19 protein-coding genes are annotated in these 19,407 nt (G+C 71.8%); 11 read left to right on the forward strand and 8 right to left on the reverse strand.

Translation table 11 applies throughout. From position 1 onward, the window contains the following. Window positions 1-10: 10 nt before the first annotated feature. The 6 genes from AB0K73_RS05300 to nirB form a co-directional block, all read right to left on the reverse strand. On the reverse strand, window positions 11-1,651 hold the full coding sequence (locus AB0K73_RS05300) for an FAD-dependent oxidoreductase (RefSeq protein WP_360511368.1): 1,641 nt from the start codon (window positions 1,649-1,651) through the stop codon (window positions 11-13). Continuing rightward, on the reverse strand, window positions 1,648-3,759 hold the full coding sequence (locus AB0K73_RS05305; protein ID WP_360511370.1) for a molybdopterin oxidoreductase family protein: 2,112 nt from the start codon (window positions 3,757-3,759) through the stop codon (window positions 1,648-1,650). The genes AB0K73_RS05300 and AB0K73_RS05305 overlap by 4 nt, the downstream gene beginning before the upstream one ends. 10 nt (window positions 3,760-3,769) lie before the next feature. Beyond that, window positions 3,770-5,185, reverse strand: coding sequence for an MFS transporter (locus AB0K73_RS05310; protein WP_360511372.1), 1,416 nt, complete (start codon window positions 5,183-5,185; stop codon window positions 3,770-3,772). A gap of 137 nt (window positions 5,186-5,322) precedes the next feature. Then, window positions 5,323-6,453 (reverse strand): uroporphyrinogen-III synthase, encoded by a 1,131-nt coding sequence (locus AB0K73_RS05315; protein WP_360511374.1) that lies wholly within the window; start codon window positions 6,451-6,453, stop codon window positions 5,323-5,325. Further along, window positions 6,450-7,244, reverse strand: a complete 795-nt coding sequence (gene cobA / locus AB0K73_RS05320) for a uroporphyrinogen-III C-methyltransferase (protein ID WP_360512277.1) — start codon at window positions 7,242-7,244, stop codon at window positions 6,450-6,452. The genes AB0K73_RS05315 and cobA overlap by 4 nt, the downstream gene beginning before the upstream one ends. An 8-nt stretch (window positions 7,245-7,252) precedes the next feature. Then, a complete protein-coding gene (gene nirB, locus AB0K73_RS05325; RefSeq protein WP_360511376.1) occupies window positions 7,253-9,868 on the reverse strand; it encodes a nitrite reductase large subunit NirB in 2,616 nt (871 codons plus the stop codon). Between the two features lie 203 nt (window positions 9,869-10,071). On the opposite strand from nirB, the gene nirD reads away from it, so the two are divergent. After that, a complete protein-coding gene (nirD, locus tag AB0K73_RS05330; protein WP_360511378.1) occupies window positions 10,072-10,422 on the forward strand; it encodes a nitrite reductase small subunit NirD in 351 nt (116 codons plus the stop codon). Continuing rightward, the gene (locus AB0K73_RS05335) at window positions 10,419-11,138 is read left to right on the forward strand and encodes a CbiX/SirB N-terminal domain-containing protein (RefSeq protein ID WP_360511380.1); all 720 of its coding nucleotides are present in this window, start codon (window positions 10,419-10,421) and stop codon (window positions 11,136-11,138) included. Before nirD ends, AB0K73_RS05335 begins: the two co-directional genes overlap by 4 nt. Here AB0K73_RS05335 and map read toward each other — a convergent pair. Beyond that, entirely contained in the window at window positions 11,122-11,889 is a 768-nt protein-coding gene (gene map, locus AB0K73_RS05340; protein ID WP_360512279.1) for a type I methionyl aminopeptidase, read from the reverse strand. The two genes, AB0K73_RS05335 and map, sit on opposite strands and share 17 nt — an antisense overlap. Window positions 11,890-11,975: 86 nt before the next feature. Between map and AB0K73_RS05345 the strand changes: the two genes are divergently transcribed. From AB0K73_RS05345 to AB0K73_RS05365, 5 genes are all read left to right on the forward strand, one after another. Beyond that, window positions 11,976-12,506 carry a hypothetical protein gene (locus AB0K73_RS05345; protein ID WP_360511382.1) on the forward strand — a complete coding sequence of 177 codons (531 nt, stop codon included), beginning with the start codon at window positions 11,976-11,978 and terminating at the stop codon, window positions 12,504-12,506. Window positions 12,507-12,713: 207 nt separating this feature from the next. Next, window positions 12,714-13,061 carry a 50S ribosomal protein L19 gene (rplS, locus tag AB0K73_RS05350; protein ID WP_360511384.1) on the forward strand — a complete coding sequence of 116 codons (348 nt, stop codon included), beginning with the start codon at window positions 12,714-12,716 and terminating at the stop codon, window positions 13,059-13,061. Window positions 13,062-13,179: 118 nt separating this feature from the next. Further along, window positions 13,180-13,899: a signal peptidase I gene (lepB, locus tag AB0K73_RS05355; protein ID WP_360511386.1), complete on the forward strand. Its 720-nt coding sequence runs from the start codon at window positions 13,180-13,182 to the stop codon at window positions 13,897-13,899. 2 nt (window positions 13,900-13,901) lie between these two features. Beyond that, window positions 13,902-14,588: a ribonuclease HII gene (locus AB0K73_RS05360; protein WP_360511388.1), complete on the forward strand. Its 687-nt coding sequence runs from the start codon at window positions 13,902-13,904 to the stop codon at window positions 14,586-14,588. A gap of 6 nt (window positions 14,589-14,594) precedes the next feature. Next, the gene (locus AB0K73_RS05365; RefSeq protein ID WP_130352672.1) at window positions 14,595-14,918 is read left to right on the forward strand and encodes a DUF2469 family protein; all 324 of its coding nucleotides are present in this window, start codon (window positions 14,595-14,597) and stop codon (window positions 14,916-14,918) included. A gap of 36 nt (window positions 14,919-14,954) precedes the next feature. Here AB0K73_RS05365 and AB0K73_RS05370 read toward each other — a convergent pair whose 3' ends face one another. Continuing rightward, window positions 14,955-15,326, reverse strand: a complete 372-nt coding sequence (locus AB0K73_RS05370; RefSeq protein ID WP_364774945.1) for a helix-turn-helix domain-containing protein — start codon at window positions 15,324-15,326, stop codon at window positions 14,955-14,957. Window positions 15,327-15,475: 149 nt separating this feature from the next. Here AB0K73_RS05370 and AB0K73_RS05375 point away from each other — a divergent pair, with 149 nt between their 5' ends. From AB0K73_RS05375 to dprA, 4 genes are all read left to right on the forward strand, one after another. Then, window positions 15,476-16,069, forward strand: a complete 594-nt coding sequence (locus tag AB0K73_RS05375) for an NAD(P)H-binding protein (protein WP_360511392.1) — start codon at window positions 15,476-15,478, stop codon at window positions 16,067-16,069. A gap of 135 nt (window positions 16,070-16,204) precedes the next feature. Beyond that, window positions 16,205-16,561 (forward strand): YraN family protein, encoded by a 357-nt coding sequence (locus AB0K73_RS05380; protein WP_360511394.1) that lies wholly within the window; start codon window positions 16,205-16,207, stop codon window positions 16,559-16,561. After that, the gene (locus AB0K73_RS05385; protein WP_360511396.1) at window positions 16,561-18,102 is read left to right on the forward strand and encodes a YifB family Mg chelatase-like AAA ATPase; all 1,542 of its coding nucleotides are present in this window, start codon (window positions 16,561-16,563) and stop codon (window positions 18,100-18,102) included. The genes AB0K73_RS05380 and AB0K73_RS05385 overlap by 1 nt, the downstream gene beginning before the upstream one ends. Then, window positions 18,099-19,400, forward strand: a complete 1,302-nt coding sequence (gene dprA, locus AB0K73_RS05390) for a DNA-processing protein DprA (protein WP_360511398.1) — start codon at window positions 18,099-18,101, stop codon at window positions 19,398-19,400. The genes AB0K73_RS05385 and dprA overlap by 4 nt, the downstream gene beginning before the upstream one ends. Window positions 19,401-19,407: the final 7 nt, after the last annotated feature.

The raw sequence follows: 19,407 nt of genomic DNA on the forward strand, positions 1-19,407 counted from the left end.
GCCGACGCCGTCAGGCCGTGAGGCTCGGGGTCTCGTCTGTCTCCGCCGCCCGTGCGAGCACGTCGGCGATGCGGCCCTTGCAGCCGCCGCATCCGGTGCCCGCGCGCGTGTCGCGGCCGACGCACTCGACGGTCGTGTTGCCGCCCGCGGCCGACTCCTCGATGCGACCGACCGTGACGCCGTTGCACCAGCACACCGTCGTCGACGGGGCGAACGCCTCGACGTCATCGCTCGGGTCGTAGTCGGGCCCGTCGAAACGCAGTAGGAGCGACCGGTCGGCGGGCAGCTCGCCGCGCCGCTCGAAGAGCAGCGTGAGCTCGGCGGCCGTTCGCGGCATGCCGACGCTCACGAACCCGGTGAGCCGGCCGTCCTCGGTGACCATCTTCACGTAGCGGAGGTGCTCGGGGTCGGCCCACTGCGACACGCGCCGGGTGGGCACCAGGGCGTCGTCGTCGAACGGGTCGGCCGAGACGTCGCCCACCGCGACCACGTCGACGTGCTCGGCCTTGAGCATCACGATGGGGTCCCGCTCGGTCGGCACCGTGGCATCCGCCGACAGGTCATCGACCGCGGCGTCGGCCGCGCCGGCGGCCGCGACCTCCGCCGCGAACCGGTCGGCGAGCCATGACGCCTGACGCCACCCGGGCCCGATGAGGCCCACGGGGGCGCCGGGCAGCACCCGCCGGCCGGCGAGCTCGTCGGTGCGATCGACGACCTGCGCGCAGTCGCCGATCGCGTACACATTCGGGTCGGTCCAGCTGCGAAGCCCGTGGTCGACCACGATGCCGACCGCCGTGCGGAGTCCCGCGAGCGTGGCGAGCTCGTTGCGCGGGGTCACCCCGCACGACAGCACGAGGAGATCGCCGCGCAACTGTTTTCCGTCGGCGGTGACGAGCAGGTCGAACCGTCGCGTCCCGTCGTCGTCGGTGCGGAAACCCACCGCCTCGGCGCGACTGTGCGCGACGACGGTGATGCCCGTGCGACGGAGCGCCGAACGCAGAACGTGGCCCGCGCCGCGGTCGAGATTGCGCGGCATGGGGTGCGGGCCGTGATGCACGACGCACACCTGCGCTCCGGCATGCGCGGCGGCGAGCGCGAGTTCGAGTCCGAGCACGCCCGCCCCCAGCACGATGATGCGACGGCGCTCGCGCACCGCCTCGAGCACCCGGTCCGCGTCGGCGAGATCGCGGAGCGTCGTGACGCCCTCGGGCAGGGCGTCCTCGTGTGCCACGAGTCGGTCGCCGTACTTCTCGAGTGCGGTGAGGTCGCGACGGTGTCGCTCCACGCCCTCGAGGGTCGGCACGTTGGCACGCGACCCGGTGGCGAGCACGAGGCGGTCGTACGGCAGTTCCTCGCCGGTGCGGAGCAGGACCATGCGGCGCTCGCGGTCGATCGAGGTCGCCGCGACGCCGAGCAGCACACGGGCACCGGCGGCCTCCGCGATGTCGCGGTCGCCGACGAGCATCGCATCGAGCTCGGTGTTGCCGACCGCGTACTCGGCGACGAGCACGCGGTTGTACGCCTCGACGTCCTCGCCGGCGACGATCGTGAGCGCAACGGCACCCGATGCGACCGACGGCAGCAGTTCCTCGACGAAGCGGGCGCCGACCGGGCCGTAGCCGACGAGGACGATCCTGAGGGCGGCGCTCATACGAGGACTCCGGCTTCCACGAGGCGCCTGGCGCGCACGACGTTGGTCTTGAACTCGGGCATCGACGAGACGGGGTCCACCGCGTCGCTCGTCAGGAGGTTCGCGGCCTGCTCGTCGCCGTAGTGGAACGGCAGGAACACGGCGTCGGGGCGGATGTCGGTGGTCAGTCGCACCCGGCAGTGCACGGTGCCGCGGGCGTTGCCGAGCTCGATGGGCTCACCGTCTTCGATGCCGAGCCTGTCGCCGGTCGACGGATGCATCGACGCGATCGCCTCGGGTCGCGCATCGTGGAGCTCGGCCACCCGCCGGGTCTGGGCGCCGCTCTGGTAGTGCTCGAGGAGACGCCCGGTGAGGAGCGTGAGCTCACCGTCGCCGGGACGCTGACGCGCCGAGTCGCGCATCGACACGGCGACGAGCCGCGCGCGACCGTCGGGGTGCGCGAACCGGTCGGCGAAGAGCCGTGGCGTTCCTCCGCTGCCGCGTGGGTACGGCCAATAGGCGGCCTCGCCGCGGTCGAGCAGCGCGTAGTCGATGCCCGAGTAGTCGGCGATACCGCCCTCCGAGGCGAGGCCCAGCTCCTCGAAGACGGCCGCGGGGTCGGTGTCGAACGTCGCCGTGCTCCCGAGCCGCCGGGCCAGTTCGGCGAACACCCACAGCTCGTCACGAACTCCCGGTGGCGGAGCGATCGCCCGGCGGCGACGGATGACGCGGCCCTCGAGGTTCGTCATGGTTCCCTCCTCCTCGGCCCACTGCGTCACCGGCAGCACCACGTCGGCGAGCGCGGCCGTCTCGGAGGGGAAGAAGTCGCACACCACGAGGAGGTCGAGCCTCGAGAGGCCCGCCCGCACGTCGGTGACGTTCGGCGACGAGACGACGAGGTTCGAGCCGTGCACGAGCAGCCCGCGCACACCGCCCGGCGCGCCGAGGGACTGCAGGAGCTCGACGGCGGGCACGCCCGGGCCGGGGATGACGGCCGGGTCCACGCCCCAGACGCGGGCGACGTGGGCACGCGCCTCGGGGTCGGTGATCTTGCGGTAGCCGGGCAGCTGGTCGCACTTCTGCCCGTGCTCGCGGCCGCCCTGGCCGTTGCCCTGGCCGGTCAGGGTGCCGTACCCGCTGCCGGGCCGACCCGGCAGTCCGAGGAGCAGCGCGAGGTTGATCGCCGCGGTGGCAGTGTCGGTGCCGTCGACGTGCTGCTCGACCCCACGGCCAGTCAGGATGAACGTGTTGCCGCCCGACGCGAGTCGCCGCGCGAGGTGGCGCACCGTCGGCGCCGGGACGCCCGTGACCGACTGCACGCGCTCGGGCCACCACGAGGCGACACTGCGGCGCACCGACTCGAAGCCGGTCGTGCGGGCAGCGAGGTAGTCGGCATCGACGAGCCGCTCGGCGATCACCACGTGGGTGAGACCGAGGAGGAGGGCGAGGTCGGTGCCGGGTGCCGGCTGCACGTGCATCCCGCGACCCTCGTCGGTGAGCCGCGCGGTCGGCGTGCGACGAGGGTCGACGACCACGACTCCACCGGCCGCCTGCGCGCCGGTGAGGTGGCCGATGAAGGGCGGCATGGTCTCGGCCACGTTGGTGCCGAGCAGGAGGATGGTCGACGCCGCGTCGAGGTCCTTGAGCGGGAACGGAAGCCCGCGGTCGACGCCGAATGCGCGATTGCCCGCCGCGGCGGCCGACGACATGCAGTACCGGCCGTTGTAGTCGATGCGGCTCGTGCCGAGCGCGAGCCGCGCGAACTTGCCGAGCAGGTACGCCTTCTCGTTCGTGAGACCGCCGCCGCCGAAGACGCCGACCGCGTCGGCGCCGTGCTGCGACCGGATGCCGCGCAGCCGGGTCGCGACGAGGTCGAGCGCCTCGTCCCAACTCGCCTCGCGCAGGGCGCCGTCGGAGCCGCGCACCAGGGGAGCGGTGAGCCGCGACGGAGCGCGGAGCAGCTCCGCCGACGTCCACCCCTTCTTGCAGAGCCCGCCGCGATTCGTCGGGAAGTCGCGTCCGGCGACCGCGACGGGCGCGGCCGAGGCATCCGGAGCCCCCGTCGGCGTCAGCGTCATGGCGCACTGGAGGGCGCAGTACGGGCAGTGCGTGTCGGCGGCGGCGGTCACTCGAGGCTCCTCAGATCCGCGTTCCGGCGCGACGGGCGCCGAACACGTAGACGACCGCGGTGAGCACGAGCATCCCGGCATACGCCCAGACGAACCAGCCGAGACCCGTCGTGTAGTCGCCGAACGTGGTCTTCGAGAGCCCGAGCAGCTGCGGGATGGCGAAGCCGCCGTACGCGCCGATCGCCGAGATGATGCCGAGGGCGGCGGCCGCCTTGCGCTGGGAGCTGATGTCGCCGGCAGTGCGGTGCGCATCGGTCGCGCCCGCCTTCAGGGCGAAGACCGTCGGGATCATGCGGTAGGTCGAGCCGTTCCCCACGCCGGAGGCGGTGAAGAGCAGGAGGAACAGGCCGAGGAACAGCCAGAAGTTGCCGACGGGGAGCGTCCAGATGACCGCGAGGGCACCGAGCGCCATCACCGCGAAGGAGGCGATCGTGATGGCCGCACCGCCGAAGCGGTCGGACAGCTTCCCACCGAACGGCCGCGCGAGCGACCCGACGAGTGCGCCCATGAAGGCGAGCGAGATCGACGCCGAGCCGACGGCGAACGTGGAGAAGTCGGGGAACTGGTCGGCGATGAGCTTCGGGAAGACACCTGCGAACCCGATGAACGAGCCGAAGGTGCCGATGTAGAGCACCGCGAGGACCCAGAGGTGCGGCTCGCGCAGCGCTGCGAGGGACGCGGCGACGTCGGCCTTCGCGCTCGACAGGTTGTCCATGTACCGGTAGGCGCCGAACATCGCGAGCAGGATGAACGGGATCCACACCCAGCCGGCGAGCGGGAGGTTCAGGGTCGCCGCCGCGCCGACCGTGATCACGATGGGCACCACGAACTGCGCCACCGAGGCGCCGAGATTGCCGCCGGCGGCGTTGAGGCCGAGCGCCCAGCCCTTCTCCCGCTGCGGGTAGAAGAAGGTGATGTTCGCCATCGAGCTCGCGAAGTTCCCGCCGCCGAATCCGGCGAGGGCCGCGATCGCGAGCATCACGGGGAACGGCGTGTCGGGGTTCGAGACCACGATTCCGAGGCTGATCGCGGGGATGAGCAGTAGGCCCGCCGAGACGATGGTCCAGTTGCGGCCGCCGAAGCGCGGCACCATGAAGGTGTACGGGATGCGGAGGGTGGCTCCCACCAGGGCGGGGATCGAGATGAGCCAGAAGATCTGGCCCGTGTCGAAGGTGAAGCCGGCCGCAGGCAGCGACACGACCACGATCGACCACAGCTGCCATACGACGAAGCCGAGGAACTCCGCGAAGATCGACCAGCGGAGGTTCCGGCGCGCGATGGTGCGGCCCTGCCCTTCCCACTGGACATGGTCCTCGGGGTTCCAGTTGTCGATCCATCGGCCGGGCCGCGTGGCGAGGGCCGGCGCGGCGGGCTCGACGGCGGTGGGTGCGAGGTGCGGGGGAGCGGTGCTCGTGGTGTCGGTCATCGTTGCCTCCGGGGGTCGGTCACGGGTGGAGATCGTGCTGCCGACGCTATGCGGCCGGTGTTTCGGCGGATCGTGCCGGTGGTAAACCCTGCGTCTCCACCTGCTCACCCGGGAGGGTGCGCCGTGTGAGGTCGAGGTCAGACATCGATCCGGTAGCCGCGCTTCACGACCGTCGCGATGAGCCCGGGCACCCCGAGCGTCTGTCGGAGGCGACTCAGCGCCACCTCGAGGGCGTGCTGATCGGTGGTCCCGGGCAGCGCGGCCGCGAGCCGGTCGCGTCCGACCACGGAGCCACGAGCCTGCACGAGCGTGCGAAGGATCGTGAGGGCCACCGGGGCGAGTGCGACCCGCCGGTCGACGACGTCGACGACCGAGCCACGCAGCGCGAGCGGTCCGTGCCGGGTCTCGAGGCGGATGATGCGGGTCGACTCCAGGTGCTCGCACACGAGCCGGATCAGCGCGCCCATGCGGTAGCGCTCGGGCTGGATGGGCTCGATGCCGGCTGCGAGCAGCGGTGCGGCCGTCACGGGACCGACGGCAGCAGCGACCACCGGACCGCACATGGCGTCGATGAGGTCGTCGTATCGGCCGCGCGCCTCGGCGGCGCTGAACAGCGCGTGCACCGCCGGGGCGCTCGTGAACGTGATGGCGTCGAGGCCGCCGGAGCAGACGGCGTCGATCAGCCGATCGACTCGGTCGTCGGTGTCGTCGGTCTCGATCCAGCGGTAGGGCTCGACGGTGAGGACGCGCGCGTGGGCCTCATGGAGGCGGTCGAGCTGCCACGGGTTCAGGAAGCCGTGCAGCTGCACCGCGACGGTGAGGCCGGGCGGGTACTTCACGAGCACCTCGTCGATGAGCGACTCGGTCGTCTCCTCCGCGCTCATGCCGACGTCATTGAGGCCGGCGGCACGGATGCCTCCGCGGGCCTTCGGCCCGCGCACGAGGATCGCGGTGTCGGCGAGCGCGTCGACGAGGTCCTCGCCGAGCCCCGCGGCATCCGCCACCTCGAACCACCGACGCACGCCGTACGCGGTCGTCGCGAGGAGCACGTCGGGCCGGGCCTCGATGATCGTTCGCGTGTCGGCGATCACGGGGTCGTCGGAGACCGCGTTGGCCATGCGCAGCGTGGGTGCATGCAGCACCTGCGCGCCGCGCCGTGCCAGCGCATCGATGAGGTCGGCCGACCTCCGGTCGCTCGTGACCCCGATGCGGAAGCCCTCGAGCTGGTCGGGGCGGAAACCGGGCGGGCACTCCAGGGTGTCGGTCATGACGTCACCGCCGCGAACCCTGCGGCGCGCGTCATCAGGTCGGCGGCGCTCGCGTCGCCGTCGTGCGCGAGCCGCACGACCTCGCCGACCACCACCACGGCGGGCGAGGAGACGCGGGCGCGACCGGCGGCGACGACGATGCCGGCGAGGTCGCCGACCGTCGTGCGCTGGCCGGCGCTGAATCCTCGCTCCACGATGGCGACGGGCATGTCGGCGCGCATGCCGTGGCGGGCGAGCCCTGCGGCGAGCTGCGGGAGCGAGTTCACGCCCATGAGCACGACGATGGTGCCGCCGAGTCCCGCGAGGTGCGCGAGCTCGTCGTCGGTGAGCGGGGCATGGCCCGACACGACGGTGAACAGGTGGCTCACACCGCGGTGCGTGAGGGGGATGCCGGCGGCTCCGGGCACGGCGACCGCGCTCGTGACGCCGGGGATCACCTCGACGGGCACGCCCACGGCGTGGCAGGCGAGCACCTCCTCGCTGCCGCGGCCGAGCACGTACGGGTCGCCGCCCTTCAGGCGCACGACGTGCCGGCCGGCGAGGGCGTGCTCGACGAGGAGCGCCTCGATGTCGGACTGGGGCACGGCATGGTGGCCGGGGCGCTTGCCGACGTCGACGAGCTCGGCGCCCGGCGCGAGCTCGGCCAGGCGCTCGTGGGGGGCGAGGCGGTCGTAGAGCACGACGTCGGCCCCCGCGAGCGCGCGCACGGCCGCGACGGTCAGGAGGTCCTCGCGGCCAGGCCCGCCGCCGACCAGGGTCACTCGGCCCCGGGTGGCCCCGCCAGGGGACATCCCGCCCGTCACGCGTCCGCTCCCCGGACGGGGATCGACGGCCCGGCGACGAGCACCGCCTCGCCTCGAGCGCGTTCCTCGGGTGTGGCGGGCCGGAACTGCCCGCGCTGGTCGGGCACCCGCGCGATCGACGGGTCGGGCGCGTTCGGCGCATTCACGAACGAGCGGAAGCGGCGAAGGCGGTCGGGGTCGGCGAGGGTCGCGGCCCACTCGTCCTCGTAGGAGTCGACGTGCCGCGCCACGGCCTGCTCGAGCTCGTCGGCGAGGCCGAGCGAGTCGTGCACCACGACGTCGCGCACGTGGTCGAGGCCGCCCTCGAGGTCCTCCATCCAGCGGGCGGTGCGCTGCAGGCGATCGGCCGTGCGGATGTAGTACATCAGGTAGCGGTCGATGTAGCGCAGGAGGGTCTCGTCGTCGAGGTCGCTCGCGAGGAGCTGCGCGTGGGCCGGCTGGAAGCCGCCGTTGCCGCCGACGTAGAGGTTCCAACCCTGCTCGGTCGCGATGACCCCGACGTCTTTGCCGCGGGCCTCGGCGCACTCCCGTGCGCAGCCCGAGACGCCGAACTTCAGCTTGTGCGGCGAACGCAGGCCGCGGTAGCGCAACTCGAGCTGCACGGCCATCGCGACCGAATCCTGCACGCCGTACCGGCACCACGTGGAGCCGACGCAGCTCTTCACATTGCGGAGCGACTTGCCGTATGCCTGCCCCGACTCGAAGCCGGCGTCGACGAGGCGCCGCCAGATCTCGGGAAGCTGGTCGAGGCGGGCGCCGAACAGGTCGATGCGCTGGCCGCCCGTGATCTTCGTGTAGAGGCCGAAGTCGGTGGCGACCTGCGCGATGACCGCCAGCTTCTGCGGTGTGATCTCGCCCGCCGGGATACGGGGGACGACCGAGTAGGTACCGTCCTTCTGCATGTTCGCCATGGCGCGGTCGTTGGTGTCCTGAAGGCCGCCGCGGCCGCCGTCGAGGATGTACGAACCCTGCTGGGTGGCGAGGATCGACCCGATGACGGGCTTGCAGACGTCGCAGCCGCGGCCGGTGCCGAGTCGCGCGATGATGTCGTCGAACGACGCCAGCTCGAGCACGCGGATCGACTCGAACAGCTCCTGCCGGGAGATGGCGAAGTGCTCGCAGAGGGCACGCGACGGCGTGACGCCCGCCTTCTTCAGTTCGGACTCGAGCAGCTTCTTCACGAGCGGCACGCAGGAGCCGCACTGGGTGCCGGCGCGCGTGCACGCCTTCAGCGCTCCGAGGTCGGTGCAGCCCTCCTCGTGGGCCTCGTGCTGCCCGTTGACGGCGTCGCGGATCGTGCCCGCCGCCACGTTGTTGCACGCGCACACCAGCGCCGCGGCGGGAAGTTCGTCGCCTGCGGGAGCCTCCATGCTCGACGCCGAGAGGTACGCCGCCGGCTCGGCCGACAGCTGCGTGCCGAGGAGCGGCCGCAGCGACGCGTACGGCGACGCGTCGCCCACGAAGATGCCGCCGAGCAGGGTTTTCGCGTCGTCGGTCACGACGAGCTTCTGGTAGAGGCCGCGGGCCGGGTCGGCGTACACGATCTCGAGCGCCTGCTCGGTGCGCGCGAGGGCGTCGCCGAAGCTCGCCACGTCGACGCCCGAGAGCTTCAGCTTCGTCGCGTCGTCGACGGTCGTGAACTCCGCCGCGCCGCCGAGGAGGCGGTCGGCGACGACCTCCGCCATGGCGTTGGCCGGCGCGACGAGGCCCGTGCAGCGGCCCTCGAAGCTCGCGACCTCGCCGATGGCCCAGATGTGCGGGGCGGATGTCGCGCACGACGTGTCGATCGCGACGCCGCCACGCGGCCCGAGCTCGAGCCCGAGGCCCCGCGCGAGCTCGTCGCGCGGGGTGATGCCGATGGCGAAGACGATGAGGTCGCAGGCGATGAGGCGGCCGTTCGTGAGCTGGACGGCCACGACCGCGTCATCCTCGACGACGACCTCGGCCGGACGCGCGCCGAGGTGGAGGCCGATGCCCTGCCCCGCGATGATGCGACCGAGCGCGCGCCCGGCGCCCTCGTCGAGCTGGGCCGACATGAGCCAGCCGCCGGAGTGCACCACCGCCGCGTGGGCGTCGAGCTTCGCCAGCCCGCCGGCCGCCTCGAGGCCGAGGAGCCCGCCTCCCGCGACGACGACCTGCGCGGGCCGGCCGTGCCGTTCGGCGAGTTCGCGGGTCTCGGCGACGAGCGCGTCGACGTCGTCGATCGTGCGGTAGACGCGGGCGTGCTCGTGGCCCGGGATGTCGGGGACGGGGGCGCTCGACCCGGTGGCGAGCACCAGGTCGTCCCAGTGCAGCGCACGGCCGGCCGAGGTGGTCGCGGTGCGGGCATCCCGGTCGATGTCGACGACGCGCTCGGCGGTGATGAGCCGGATGTGCCCGTCGGCCCACATCGAGGAGGGCTGGAGGGTGAGGTCGGCCGCGGCATCCGCAAGCCTCGTACTGAGCGCGACGCGGTCGTAGGGTTCGTGCACCTCCTCGCCGACGACGGTGACGCGGAGCCGGCGTTCGGTGTCGCGGGCGTGCAGGCTGTCGGCGAGTCGGTGCGCCGCGGGCCCGCCGCCGACGATGACGACGTCGCGCACGCCGGGCACGGCGTGGGTGGTCTCGGTCATGGCTGCCTCCGGGGGCTCGGTTGCAGCGAGCGTAGGACCGGGCCGTTTCGGCGCTGTTACGGCGACGTAACCTCGTGCACCCTCGACCGCACGGCCGCCCTCGGGCGATGTGAGCACGGTTTCACCTCGGGGAAACACGAGACCGCCACCCGCGGTAACAGACGGCACGTAGCGTCGCACCCACGACGACGAGAGGAGCCGGAATGACGCCGACGATGGAGCTGACGACCACCTGGGAGCGCACCTGCCGAGTCGACGATCTCGAGCCGGGCTGGGGCGAGGCCGCCCTGCTCGGCACCCGCCAGGTCGCACTCGTGCGGTTCGCCGGCGAGGAGGTGTACGCCGTCGACCACCACGATCCGCACACCGGTGCACCCGTCATGGCGCGGGGCATCGTCGGTTCGCGCGGCGACCGCCCCACGATCGCGTCGCCCCTGCACAAGGAGGTCTACGACCTCGGCACCGGCGAATGCTTCAGTGACGGGACGCTCGCGCTGCGCACCTATCGCACGCGCGTGGTCGGCGGCATGATCGAGGTGGAGCTCGACGGATGACCCGGCCGCCCGCGCTCGTCGCGGCCTCGCACGGCACGTCCTCCGCCGAGGGGCAGCGGGCCGTCGCGGCACTCGTGGACGGGGTACGGCACGCGGCGCCCGACCTCGTGGTGGCGGACGCGTTCGTCGACGTGCAGCAGCCCGACGTGGCATCCGTGCTGGATTCGATCCGCGCGGAGCACGACGCCGTGATCGTGCCGCTCCTGTTGTCGGCGGGGTACCACGTGCACGTGGACCTCGCGCGGGACGTGGCCGGGGCATCCGGTGCCGTCACCCTCGGCGGGGCCCTCGGACCCGATGACCGACTCGTGGACGTCCTCGGCGAGCGGTTGCGCGAGGCAGGGCTTCGCGACGACGACCGCGTCGTGCTCGCCGCGGCCGGGTCGAGCGACGCACGCGCGGTCGCGGACTGCCGCGATGTGGCGCGGAGGCTCGCACGCCGCCTCGGGCGTCCCGTCGCGGTGGGCTTCCTCTCGGCGGCGCGCCCCGCGCTGGCCGACGCGATCGCGCGCACCCGAGCGACGCATCCGGTCTCCCGCGTCGTCGCCGCCAGCTACCTGCTCGCGCCCGGCTACTTCCACGACCTCGCGGTGGCCGCGGGCGCGACCGTCACCACCGAGCCGCTGCTGCGGCCGGATGCCCCGCCGCCCGCCGGGCTCGTCGAACTCGTGCTCGATCGATACGCCGAAGCCGACGCGCTCAGCCGCGCTGCGTGAGCACGATCGCGTCGCCCTCGGTGACCGCGATGGTGTGCTCGGAGTGCGCTCCACGGGACCCGTCGGCGCTGCGCAGCGTCCAGCCGTCGGCATCGGTGAAGATCCGGTCGGTGGTCTCGAGGAACCACGGCTCGATCGCGACCACGAGTCCGGGCTTGAGCGGCAGGCCCCGACCGGGGCGGCCGTTGTTCGGGATGTGCGGGTCGCCGTGCATGGTGCGCCCGACGCCGTGGCCGCCGAAGTCGGTGTTGATCGAGTAGCCCTCGGCCTTCGCGACATCGGCGATCGCGCGCGAGATGTCGCCGATGCGGTTGCCGGCACGAGCCGCCGCGATGCCCGCGGCCAGGGCGCGTTCGGTGGTGTCGATGAGCCGGAGGTCTTCGGGCCTCGGCGTGCCGACGACGACCGAGATCGCCGAGTCGGTCACCCAGCCGTCCACCGACGCGGCGAAGTCGAGGCTCAGCAGGTCACCGTCACGCAGCCTGTAGTCGTGGGGGAGCCCGTGCAGCACGGCGTCGTTCACCGAGGTGCAGAGGACCTTGCCGAACGGGCTCGCGCCGAACGACGGGTGGTAGTCGATGTAGCAGCTCTCGGCGCCCGCCTTGCGGATCATCTCGTGCGCGAGCGCGTCGAGCTCGAGCAGGTTCACGCCGACGGCCGCGGCTTTCGACGTCGCCTCCAGCACGCTCGCCACGAAGCGGCCCGCGGGCCGCATCTCCTCGATCTCGGCGGGGGTCCTCAGTTCGATCACGCTCATCCTCTCCGCCTCCATTCTGTCGGCTCCGCCCTGAGTGAACACCCGGCCCGGGCGAAGGATGCCCGGGTTACGCTGTGGCCATGCTCATCCGGCGCGGATTCCTCTGGTGGCTGATCGCCGCGGCCGTCGTGCTGCCGATCTGGCTCGGCATCGGCTGGATCGCGTTCGGACAGGGAGGATGGGGCACCCTCGGCCTCGTCGTCACGGTGCCGATCGCGTTCATCACCCTCGGTGCGATCGCCCTGCTCGTCAGGATCCGCCCCACCGTGCGCGCCGAGCACGCCGCCTCGTGGCTCGACGTCGGCGTCGTCGGGGCCCTGCACGCCGCCATCATCGGCATCGGCTTCTACGGCGACACCGGCGCGTTCTTCGGCGTCATGGCCATCCTCCTCGCGATGGCCGCCTTCTGGTCGTCGGTGTGGCAGCTCGTCACCGACGGTGCCAAGCGCGTGCAGGCCACCATGGCCGAGTTCGAGCGCCTCGCGGCACAGCAGACCGGTCAGAGCACCGGGCCGGATGCCGCGTCCCGCCCCTTCAGCCGGCGCGACGAGGAGATCATCGTCATCGAGGAGCGCTCGGAGCGCTCGCAGCGCACCGACCGCGAGGAGTGACCGCAGGCGTCGCGACGGGGCATCCGCCGCCCGGAGTCGTCGGCGCTTTGGTGCGCCGGGCCGCGGCATGGCACAATAGACGATTGTGCCGCCGCATGGCTCTGCCTCCGGGGAGCACGCACAGTGCGAGCGATCGCGCAGGCGGCACCAGACACTTCCATCAATGATCCGCGTTCGACCGGTGGCGGGCGCAGAGAGCGAACCATCATGCACATCCTCGACCACGTCGACGCCGCGAGCCTGAGGTCGGACATCCCCGACTTCCGCCCCGGCGACACCGTCAAGGTGCACGTCAACATCGTCGAAGGCACGCGCTCGCGCATCCAGGTCTTCCAGGGCGTCGTCATCGGCCGCTCGGGCGAGGGCGTGCGCGAGACCTTCACGGTCCGCAAGGTCAGCTTCCAGGTCGGCGTCGAGCGCAAGTTCCCGGTGCACTCCCCGGTCATCGATCACATCGAGATCGTCACCCGCGGTGACGTTCGTCGCGCGAAGCTCTACTACCTGCGCAAGCTCCGCGGCAAGAAGGCCAAGATCAAGGAGAAGCGCGAGAGCTGATTCTCAGGCGCATCCGCCGCGCGTCGCGAGCGGCCGCGTCATCGTCACGAGCTCCCCACCCTTACACTGGGTGGGGAGCTCGGGCGGTTAAATGACAGAAGAATCAAGCACCACGCGGATGGACCGCGCGGGCTCGGCGTCGGCACGCCGGAAGAAGAGCACGCTGCTCTTCCTCCGAGACCTGCTCGTCATCTTCCTGGTGGCGGTGATGGTCTCGTTCCTCATCAAGACATTCCTCATCCGGTCGTTCTTCATCCCATCGCAGTCGATGGAGCAGACGCTCGTCCAAGATGACCGCATCATCGTGAACCAGCTGGTTCCCGAGGTCACACCCGTGTCGCGAGGCGACGTCGTCGTCTTCAAGGATCCGGGCGGATGGCTCCCCGCCCGCGCCGAGACGCAACAGCCGCCGCTCATCGCCGCGGTCGACTGGTTCCTCGCGTTCGTGGGCCTCTCGGCGCCCGATTCGAACGACCACCTCGTGAAGCGGGTCATCGGACTCTCGGGCGACCATGTCGTGTGCTGCAACGCGCTCGGTCAGCTCAGCGTCAACGGTGTGCCGATCGACGAACCGTACGTCGCGTTGCCGCCCGGCGAGACCAAGGTCTCGCGCGACGACTTCGACCAGGTGGTGCCCGACGACTCGCTGTGGGTCATGGGCGACAACCGCTACAACTCCAAGGACTCCCGGTACAACGGCGAGACGCCGCTCGAGGGGTTCGTGCCGCTCGAGAACGTCGTCGGCCGCGCTTTCGTGGTGAGCTGGCCCATCGACCACTGGATGTGGCTCGGCAACTACCCCGAGACGTTCGTGGGCGTCGACGAGGGAACGGGCTGACCGTGACACCACCCGTCCCGATTCCGTCGTTGAAGCTCGAGCGCGAGCTGTTCGGCTCGGGTGCGCCGGTGGTGCTCGCATGCGACGAGGTCGGCCGTGGGGCGCTCGCGGGCCCGGTCACCGTCGGGATCGTGCTCATCGATGCGAACGTGCGTCGCATGCCGGCGGGGCTGCGCGACTCCAAGCTCATGCCCGAGCCGAAGCGTGAGGCCATGGCGCCTCGCGCGGCGTCATGGGTCAACGCATGGGCCGTGGGCGAGGCATCAGCCGCGGAGATCGACGAGCACGGCATCATGGCGTGCCTCGGCCTCGCGGGCGCGCGCGCCTTCCAGGCACTCACCGCCGCCGTCGAGGTGGCCGCCGACGCGCCACTCGTCCTCGATGGCAACTACGACTGGCTGAGCGCCTCGATCGAGCGCCGCGTGCGGGTGAGCACCCGCATCAAGGCCGACCGCGACTGCGCATCGGTGGCCGCGGCATCCGTCATCGCGAAGGTGCACCGCGACGGCGGCATGCGCCGCTCCCACGACGACCTGCCCCTCTACGGATGGAACGAGAACAAGGGCTACTCGACGCCGGCCCACTTCGCCGCCCTCGACGAGCACGGCCCGAGCCACCTGCACCGGGCCACCTGGCTGCACGAGCGACCGGCCGAGGCGCCGACGCTCTTCGACCTCGGCGTAGGATGAGTTCCGATGGATGAGGACGAGTTCGAAGACTACGACCGCGAGGTCGAGCTGGCCCTGTACCGCGAGTACCGCGACATCGTGTCGCAGTTCCAATACGTGGTGGAGACCGAGCGTCGCTTCTACCTCGCGAACGAGGTGGAACTCGTGCGTCGTGACACCGAGCACGACTTCTACTTCGAGCTCAACATGAAGGACGTCTGGGTCTGGGACGTCTACCGCGCCGACCGGTTCGTGAAGTCGGTGCGCGTGCTCACCTTCAAGGACGTCAACGTCGAGGAGCTCGCGACCCGCGAGTTCGAGCTGCCCAAGGAGCTCGCGCTCGACGAGTAGGCGGTCGTCCTCGCGGCACCGATGCCCGACCTCGAGTCAGCTGTGCCGGCGCGCGAGGTGCACGGTTCCCTTTTCGCGGGCGTCGACCAGTTCGTCCCAGTGTTCCTCGGCCCAGGCGCACAACGCGGCGAGGGGTTCGAGCAGGCTCCTGCCGAGCGAGGTCAGGGCATAGGTAACCTGCCGTCCGTCGACGCTGCGCTCGACCAGGCCGTCGCGTTCCAGCGTTCGCAGTGACTGGGTGAGCACCTTCGGCGTCACCCTGGACAGCGGCACCTGCAGCTCGGAGAACCGCCGCGGCCCGCCCTCGAGACACCGCATGATCAGCGCCCCCCACTTGTCGCCCACCTTGACGGGCGACACGGTCGAGGGGCACAGCTCATCGAACATGTCGGCGGACAACTCTCTCATGTCGCCAAGCCTACGACCCCGACTCGACCGATCCCGGTGCGGCTCATCGCCAGCGGTGGCCGGCCCCGCAGGCCCTCTGCGTCGCCTGGGGAGATCACGCTGCGCGAGGTATCCGGGAGGGAACCATGCGTTGTCCTAGCGTTCTGGGTATGGCGAAGATCATCGTTTTCGGAGCAGGCGGACGGGCCGGACGGGCGATCGCGGCGGAGGCCGCACGGCGCGGGCACGAGGTGACCTCGGTCGTGCGGGATCCGCGCAGGATCGAGGGGGCGGTGGAGGGGAGCGTCACAGACGTGAAGGTGGTCGCGGAGTTGACCGCGGGGCAGGACGTCGTGGTGAACGCGGCGGCGGACATGTCGGTTCCCGCCGGGGAGTTCTTCCCGGCGGCGGCGAGGGCCCTCCTCGGTGGGCTCGGCGGGGCGCGGCTCGTCGGTGTCGGGCTGGCGTCGGTGCTGGCGACCGCGGACGGCACACTGCTGATGGACACCCCCGGCTACCCGAACGAGTACCGGGCGTTCTACCTGGGGCACGCGGCGGGGATGGAGGTCCTGAAGGAGTCGGACGCCAATTGGGTGGTGATCTCCCCGGCCGGGGACTTCGACCACACGGGCGAGAGCGCAGGACGGTACGAGCGCACGGACGCCGACGCCGGGGCGCGGATCACCTACGCCGACTTCGCACTGGCAGTCCTCGACGAGATCGAGAAGCCGAGCGTCCAGAGGACGCATTTCGGGGTGTCATGAACGACCCTGCGCGGGGTTGACGCCGTCCGCACCCGTCCTCCACATCGGGGTTGGATCGCGGACTCGCGTCGCTGACGCGACCGGCGGCCGATCAGGGTCGTGCACCGCGACACGCTGTTCGCGGAGGTGGTGCGGATGGCGCACAACGCGGAACTCGGTCGGCACGGCGAACAGCTCGCGGTCGATCACCTGGTCGGGCGCGGCATGACCGTGCTCGACCGCAACTGGCGGTGCCGGCTCGGTGAGATCGACATCGTCGCGCAAGACGGTCAGGACACGGTCTTCATCGAGGTGAAGACGCGCACGTCGCACGACTACGGGCATCCGTTCGAGGCGATCACGCCAGTGAAGCTCGCGCGACTGCGCCGGCTCGCGGTCGCCTGGTGCGAGGCCACGGAAGCGGCGGTCGGGCGCATCCGCATCGATGCCGTCGCCGTGCTCGCTCCCACCGAGGCGCCCGCGCTCATCGAGCATCTCGAGGGGATCAGCTGATGCCGGTCGCCCGCACCCGCTCGGTCGCCCTGCTCGGCCTCACGGGGTCGATCGTCGAGGTCGAGGCCGACCTGTCGAGCCAACTGCCCGGATTCGTGATCATCGGCCTGCCCGATGCGGCGCTCGGCGAGGCGCGCGAGCGCGTGCGATCCGCCGCTGTGAACGCGGGGTGCCCGCTTCCGCAGCGGAAGCTCACCATCAACCTCTCGCCGGCCGCGCTGCCGAAGCACGGCTCAGGGTTCGACCTGGCCATCGCCCTCGCGTGCCTCGCGGCATCCGGAGAGGTCTCCGTCGATTCCATCGACAGGGTCGTGCACCTCGGCGAGCTGGGCCTCGACGGTCGGCTGCGGCCGATCGACGGCATCCTGCCCGCGGTGCTCGCCGCGGTGCGTGCCGGACACGACACCGTCATGGTGCCCGAGGCGAACGCGGCCGAGGCCGCGCTCGTGCCGGGCGTCGAGGTGATCGGGGTCGCGTCGCTCCTCGAGGCCGCGATCCGCCACGGCGGCCGATTCGAGGAGCGACCGGTGGATCCGGTGCCCGCCCTCATGCGATCGGATGACGGGCCCGCCGCCATCGGGGATCTTGCGGATGTCGCGGGCAACCACGAGGCGGTCGATGCGCTCCTCACCGCCGCGGCCGGCGGCCACCACCTCTTCCTCCTCGGGCCTCCGGGAGCGGGCAAGACGATGCTCGCCTCGCGTCTGCCGGGCATCCTGCCCGATCTCGACCCGGGCGCTGCGCTCGAGGTCGCGTCCATCAGGTCGCTGTCGGGGCTCCCGCTCGGTGGCGCCCTCTCGAGCCGTCCGCCCTTCGAGGCGCCGCACCACACGGCGTCGGCCGCGGCGATGGTGGGTGGCGGCAGCCGCGTCATCCGCCCGGGTGCCGCGGTGCGCGCCTCGCACGGCGTGCTCTTCCTCGACGAGGCGCCCGAATTCCCCTCGGCGGTGCTCGACGTGTTGCGCCAACCGCTCGAGTCGGGATCGATCGCCATCCACCGGGCGAATGCCGTCGCGTCCTTCCCGGCTCGCTTCCAACTCGTGATCGCCGCGAACCCGTGCCCCTGCGGCAACGCCGGCGTGAAGGATTCGACGTGCACGTGCACGCCCGTGATGCGCCGGCGCTACCTCGCCCGCATCTCAGGCCCGCTCCTCGACCGCATCGACCTGCAGATCCCCGTCCCGCGCATCACGGCGGCCGCCCTCCGGGTGGCCAGTGAGCAGCCGGGCCTCACGAGCGCCGAGGCGCGCCGCAGGGTCGTCGAGGCACGTGCCGTCGCCAGCGAACGACTGCGCGGCACGCCGTGGCGGATGAACGCAGAGATGCCAGGACCGTGGCTCCGTGGCGCGGGGCGACTGCATCCGGGTGGCAAGGCCACGGCGGCCCTCGACTACGCCCTCGAGCGCGGAGGCATCACCATGCGCGGCTACGACCGGGTCCTGAAAACCGCCTGGACCCTTGCCGATCTCGACGGCGCGCCCACGCCCGACGCGGCCCATGTCGGCCGCGCGCTGCTGTTCCGGAAGGGGGTCACGCAATGAACGCGATCGAGAAGACGGCAGAGCAGTGGAGCGCCGAGTTCGCGGCGCTGCGGAGGCGAGGGGCGGGCTTCGAGGCGGGCTCGACCGATGCACCCGCCGAGCTCGACGCCTTCGCGAGGGCCGTCCTCGGCCTCGTCGCCGAACCAGGCGATGGCGTGCTCGGGCGTGCGATCGCAGCCATCGGCGCGGCCCGCACGGCAGAGCTCCTCCTGCAGCGTGCGACGGCAGGAATGCTGTCGGGCGCGATCGCCGAGGCCGGGGGCACCATCGACGAACGCGAGGCGGGCACTGGCCTCGACCGTTGGTTGCCACGACTCGATCACGCCGCCTTCGCGCGATCGCTCGTGCAGGCGGGCAGGGTCGGTGCGACGTTCCTCGTGCCCGGGGACGCCGCGTGGCCGGGCCGGCTCGATGAGTTGGGCCCGCACGCGCCCCTCGGCTTGTGGGTCCGTGGCCGCCCCGACGCGCTCGACGGTGGCACGCGACAGATCGCGCTCGTCGGCGCCCGTGCTGCGACCGGCTACGGCGAGCACGTCACCATGGAGGCATCCGCGGGCCTCGTCGACCGTGGCTTCACGGTCGTCTCGGGCGGTGCGTACGGCATCGACGGCATGGCGCATCGCGCCGCACTCGCGAGCAGTGGCGTGACGGTGGCGTTCCTGGCCGGCGGGGTCGACCGGTTCTATCCGCTCGGACACGAATCGCTGCTCACGCGCATCGCCGACACGGGAGCGGTCGTCTCGGAGCTCCCGTGCGGGGCGGCGCCCACGAAATGGAGGTTCCTCCAACGCAACAGGCTCATTGCAGCCGCGGCCGATGCGACGGTCGTGCTCGAGGCCGGCATGCGTTCGGGGTCCCTCAACACGGCCGGGCATGCCGCCGCGCTGGGCCGCCCCCTCGGTGCCGTACCCGGCCCGGTCACCAGCCCGGCGTCTGCGGGATGCCATCGACTGCTGCGCGAATTCGATGCCGTGTGCGTCATCGACGTCGAGCAGATGGCCGAGCTGGCCGGGGGAGCAGCGCCGGTGCGTACGCGCGGCGACGTCCGGCCGGGAGCGGCCGACTCCCGTCGCGGTGAGCCGGCGACGGCCGACCCGACGGCAGCCTCCAACGGGCTCGGTCCCGAGGCGGTCCGGGTCAGCGATGCCCTGAGCACCAGGGCTCCGCGCAGCATCGACGAACTGGCCCGCCGTTCGGGGATGTCGGTGCGCGAGGTGATGGGCGTGCTCGGGGTGCTCGAAGTCCACGGCGTCGCCGTGCGCCATGACGACGGCTGGCTCCGTCGCCGGAAGGGATGAAGCCCCT

The organism is Agromyces sp. NPDC052230 (assembly GCF_040679595.1).
In the GTDB taxonomy this organism is placed as follows: Bacteria; Actinomycetota; Actinomycetes; order Actinomycetales; family Microbacteriaceae; genus Agromyces.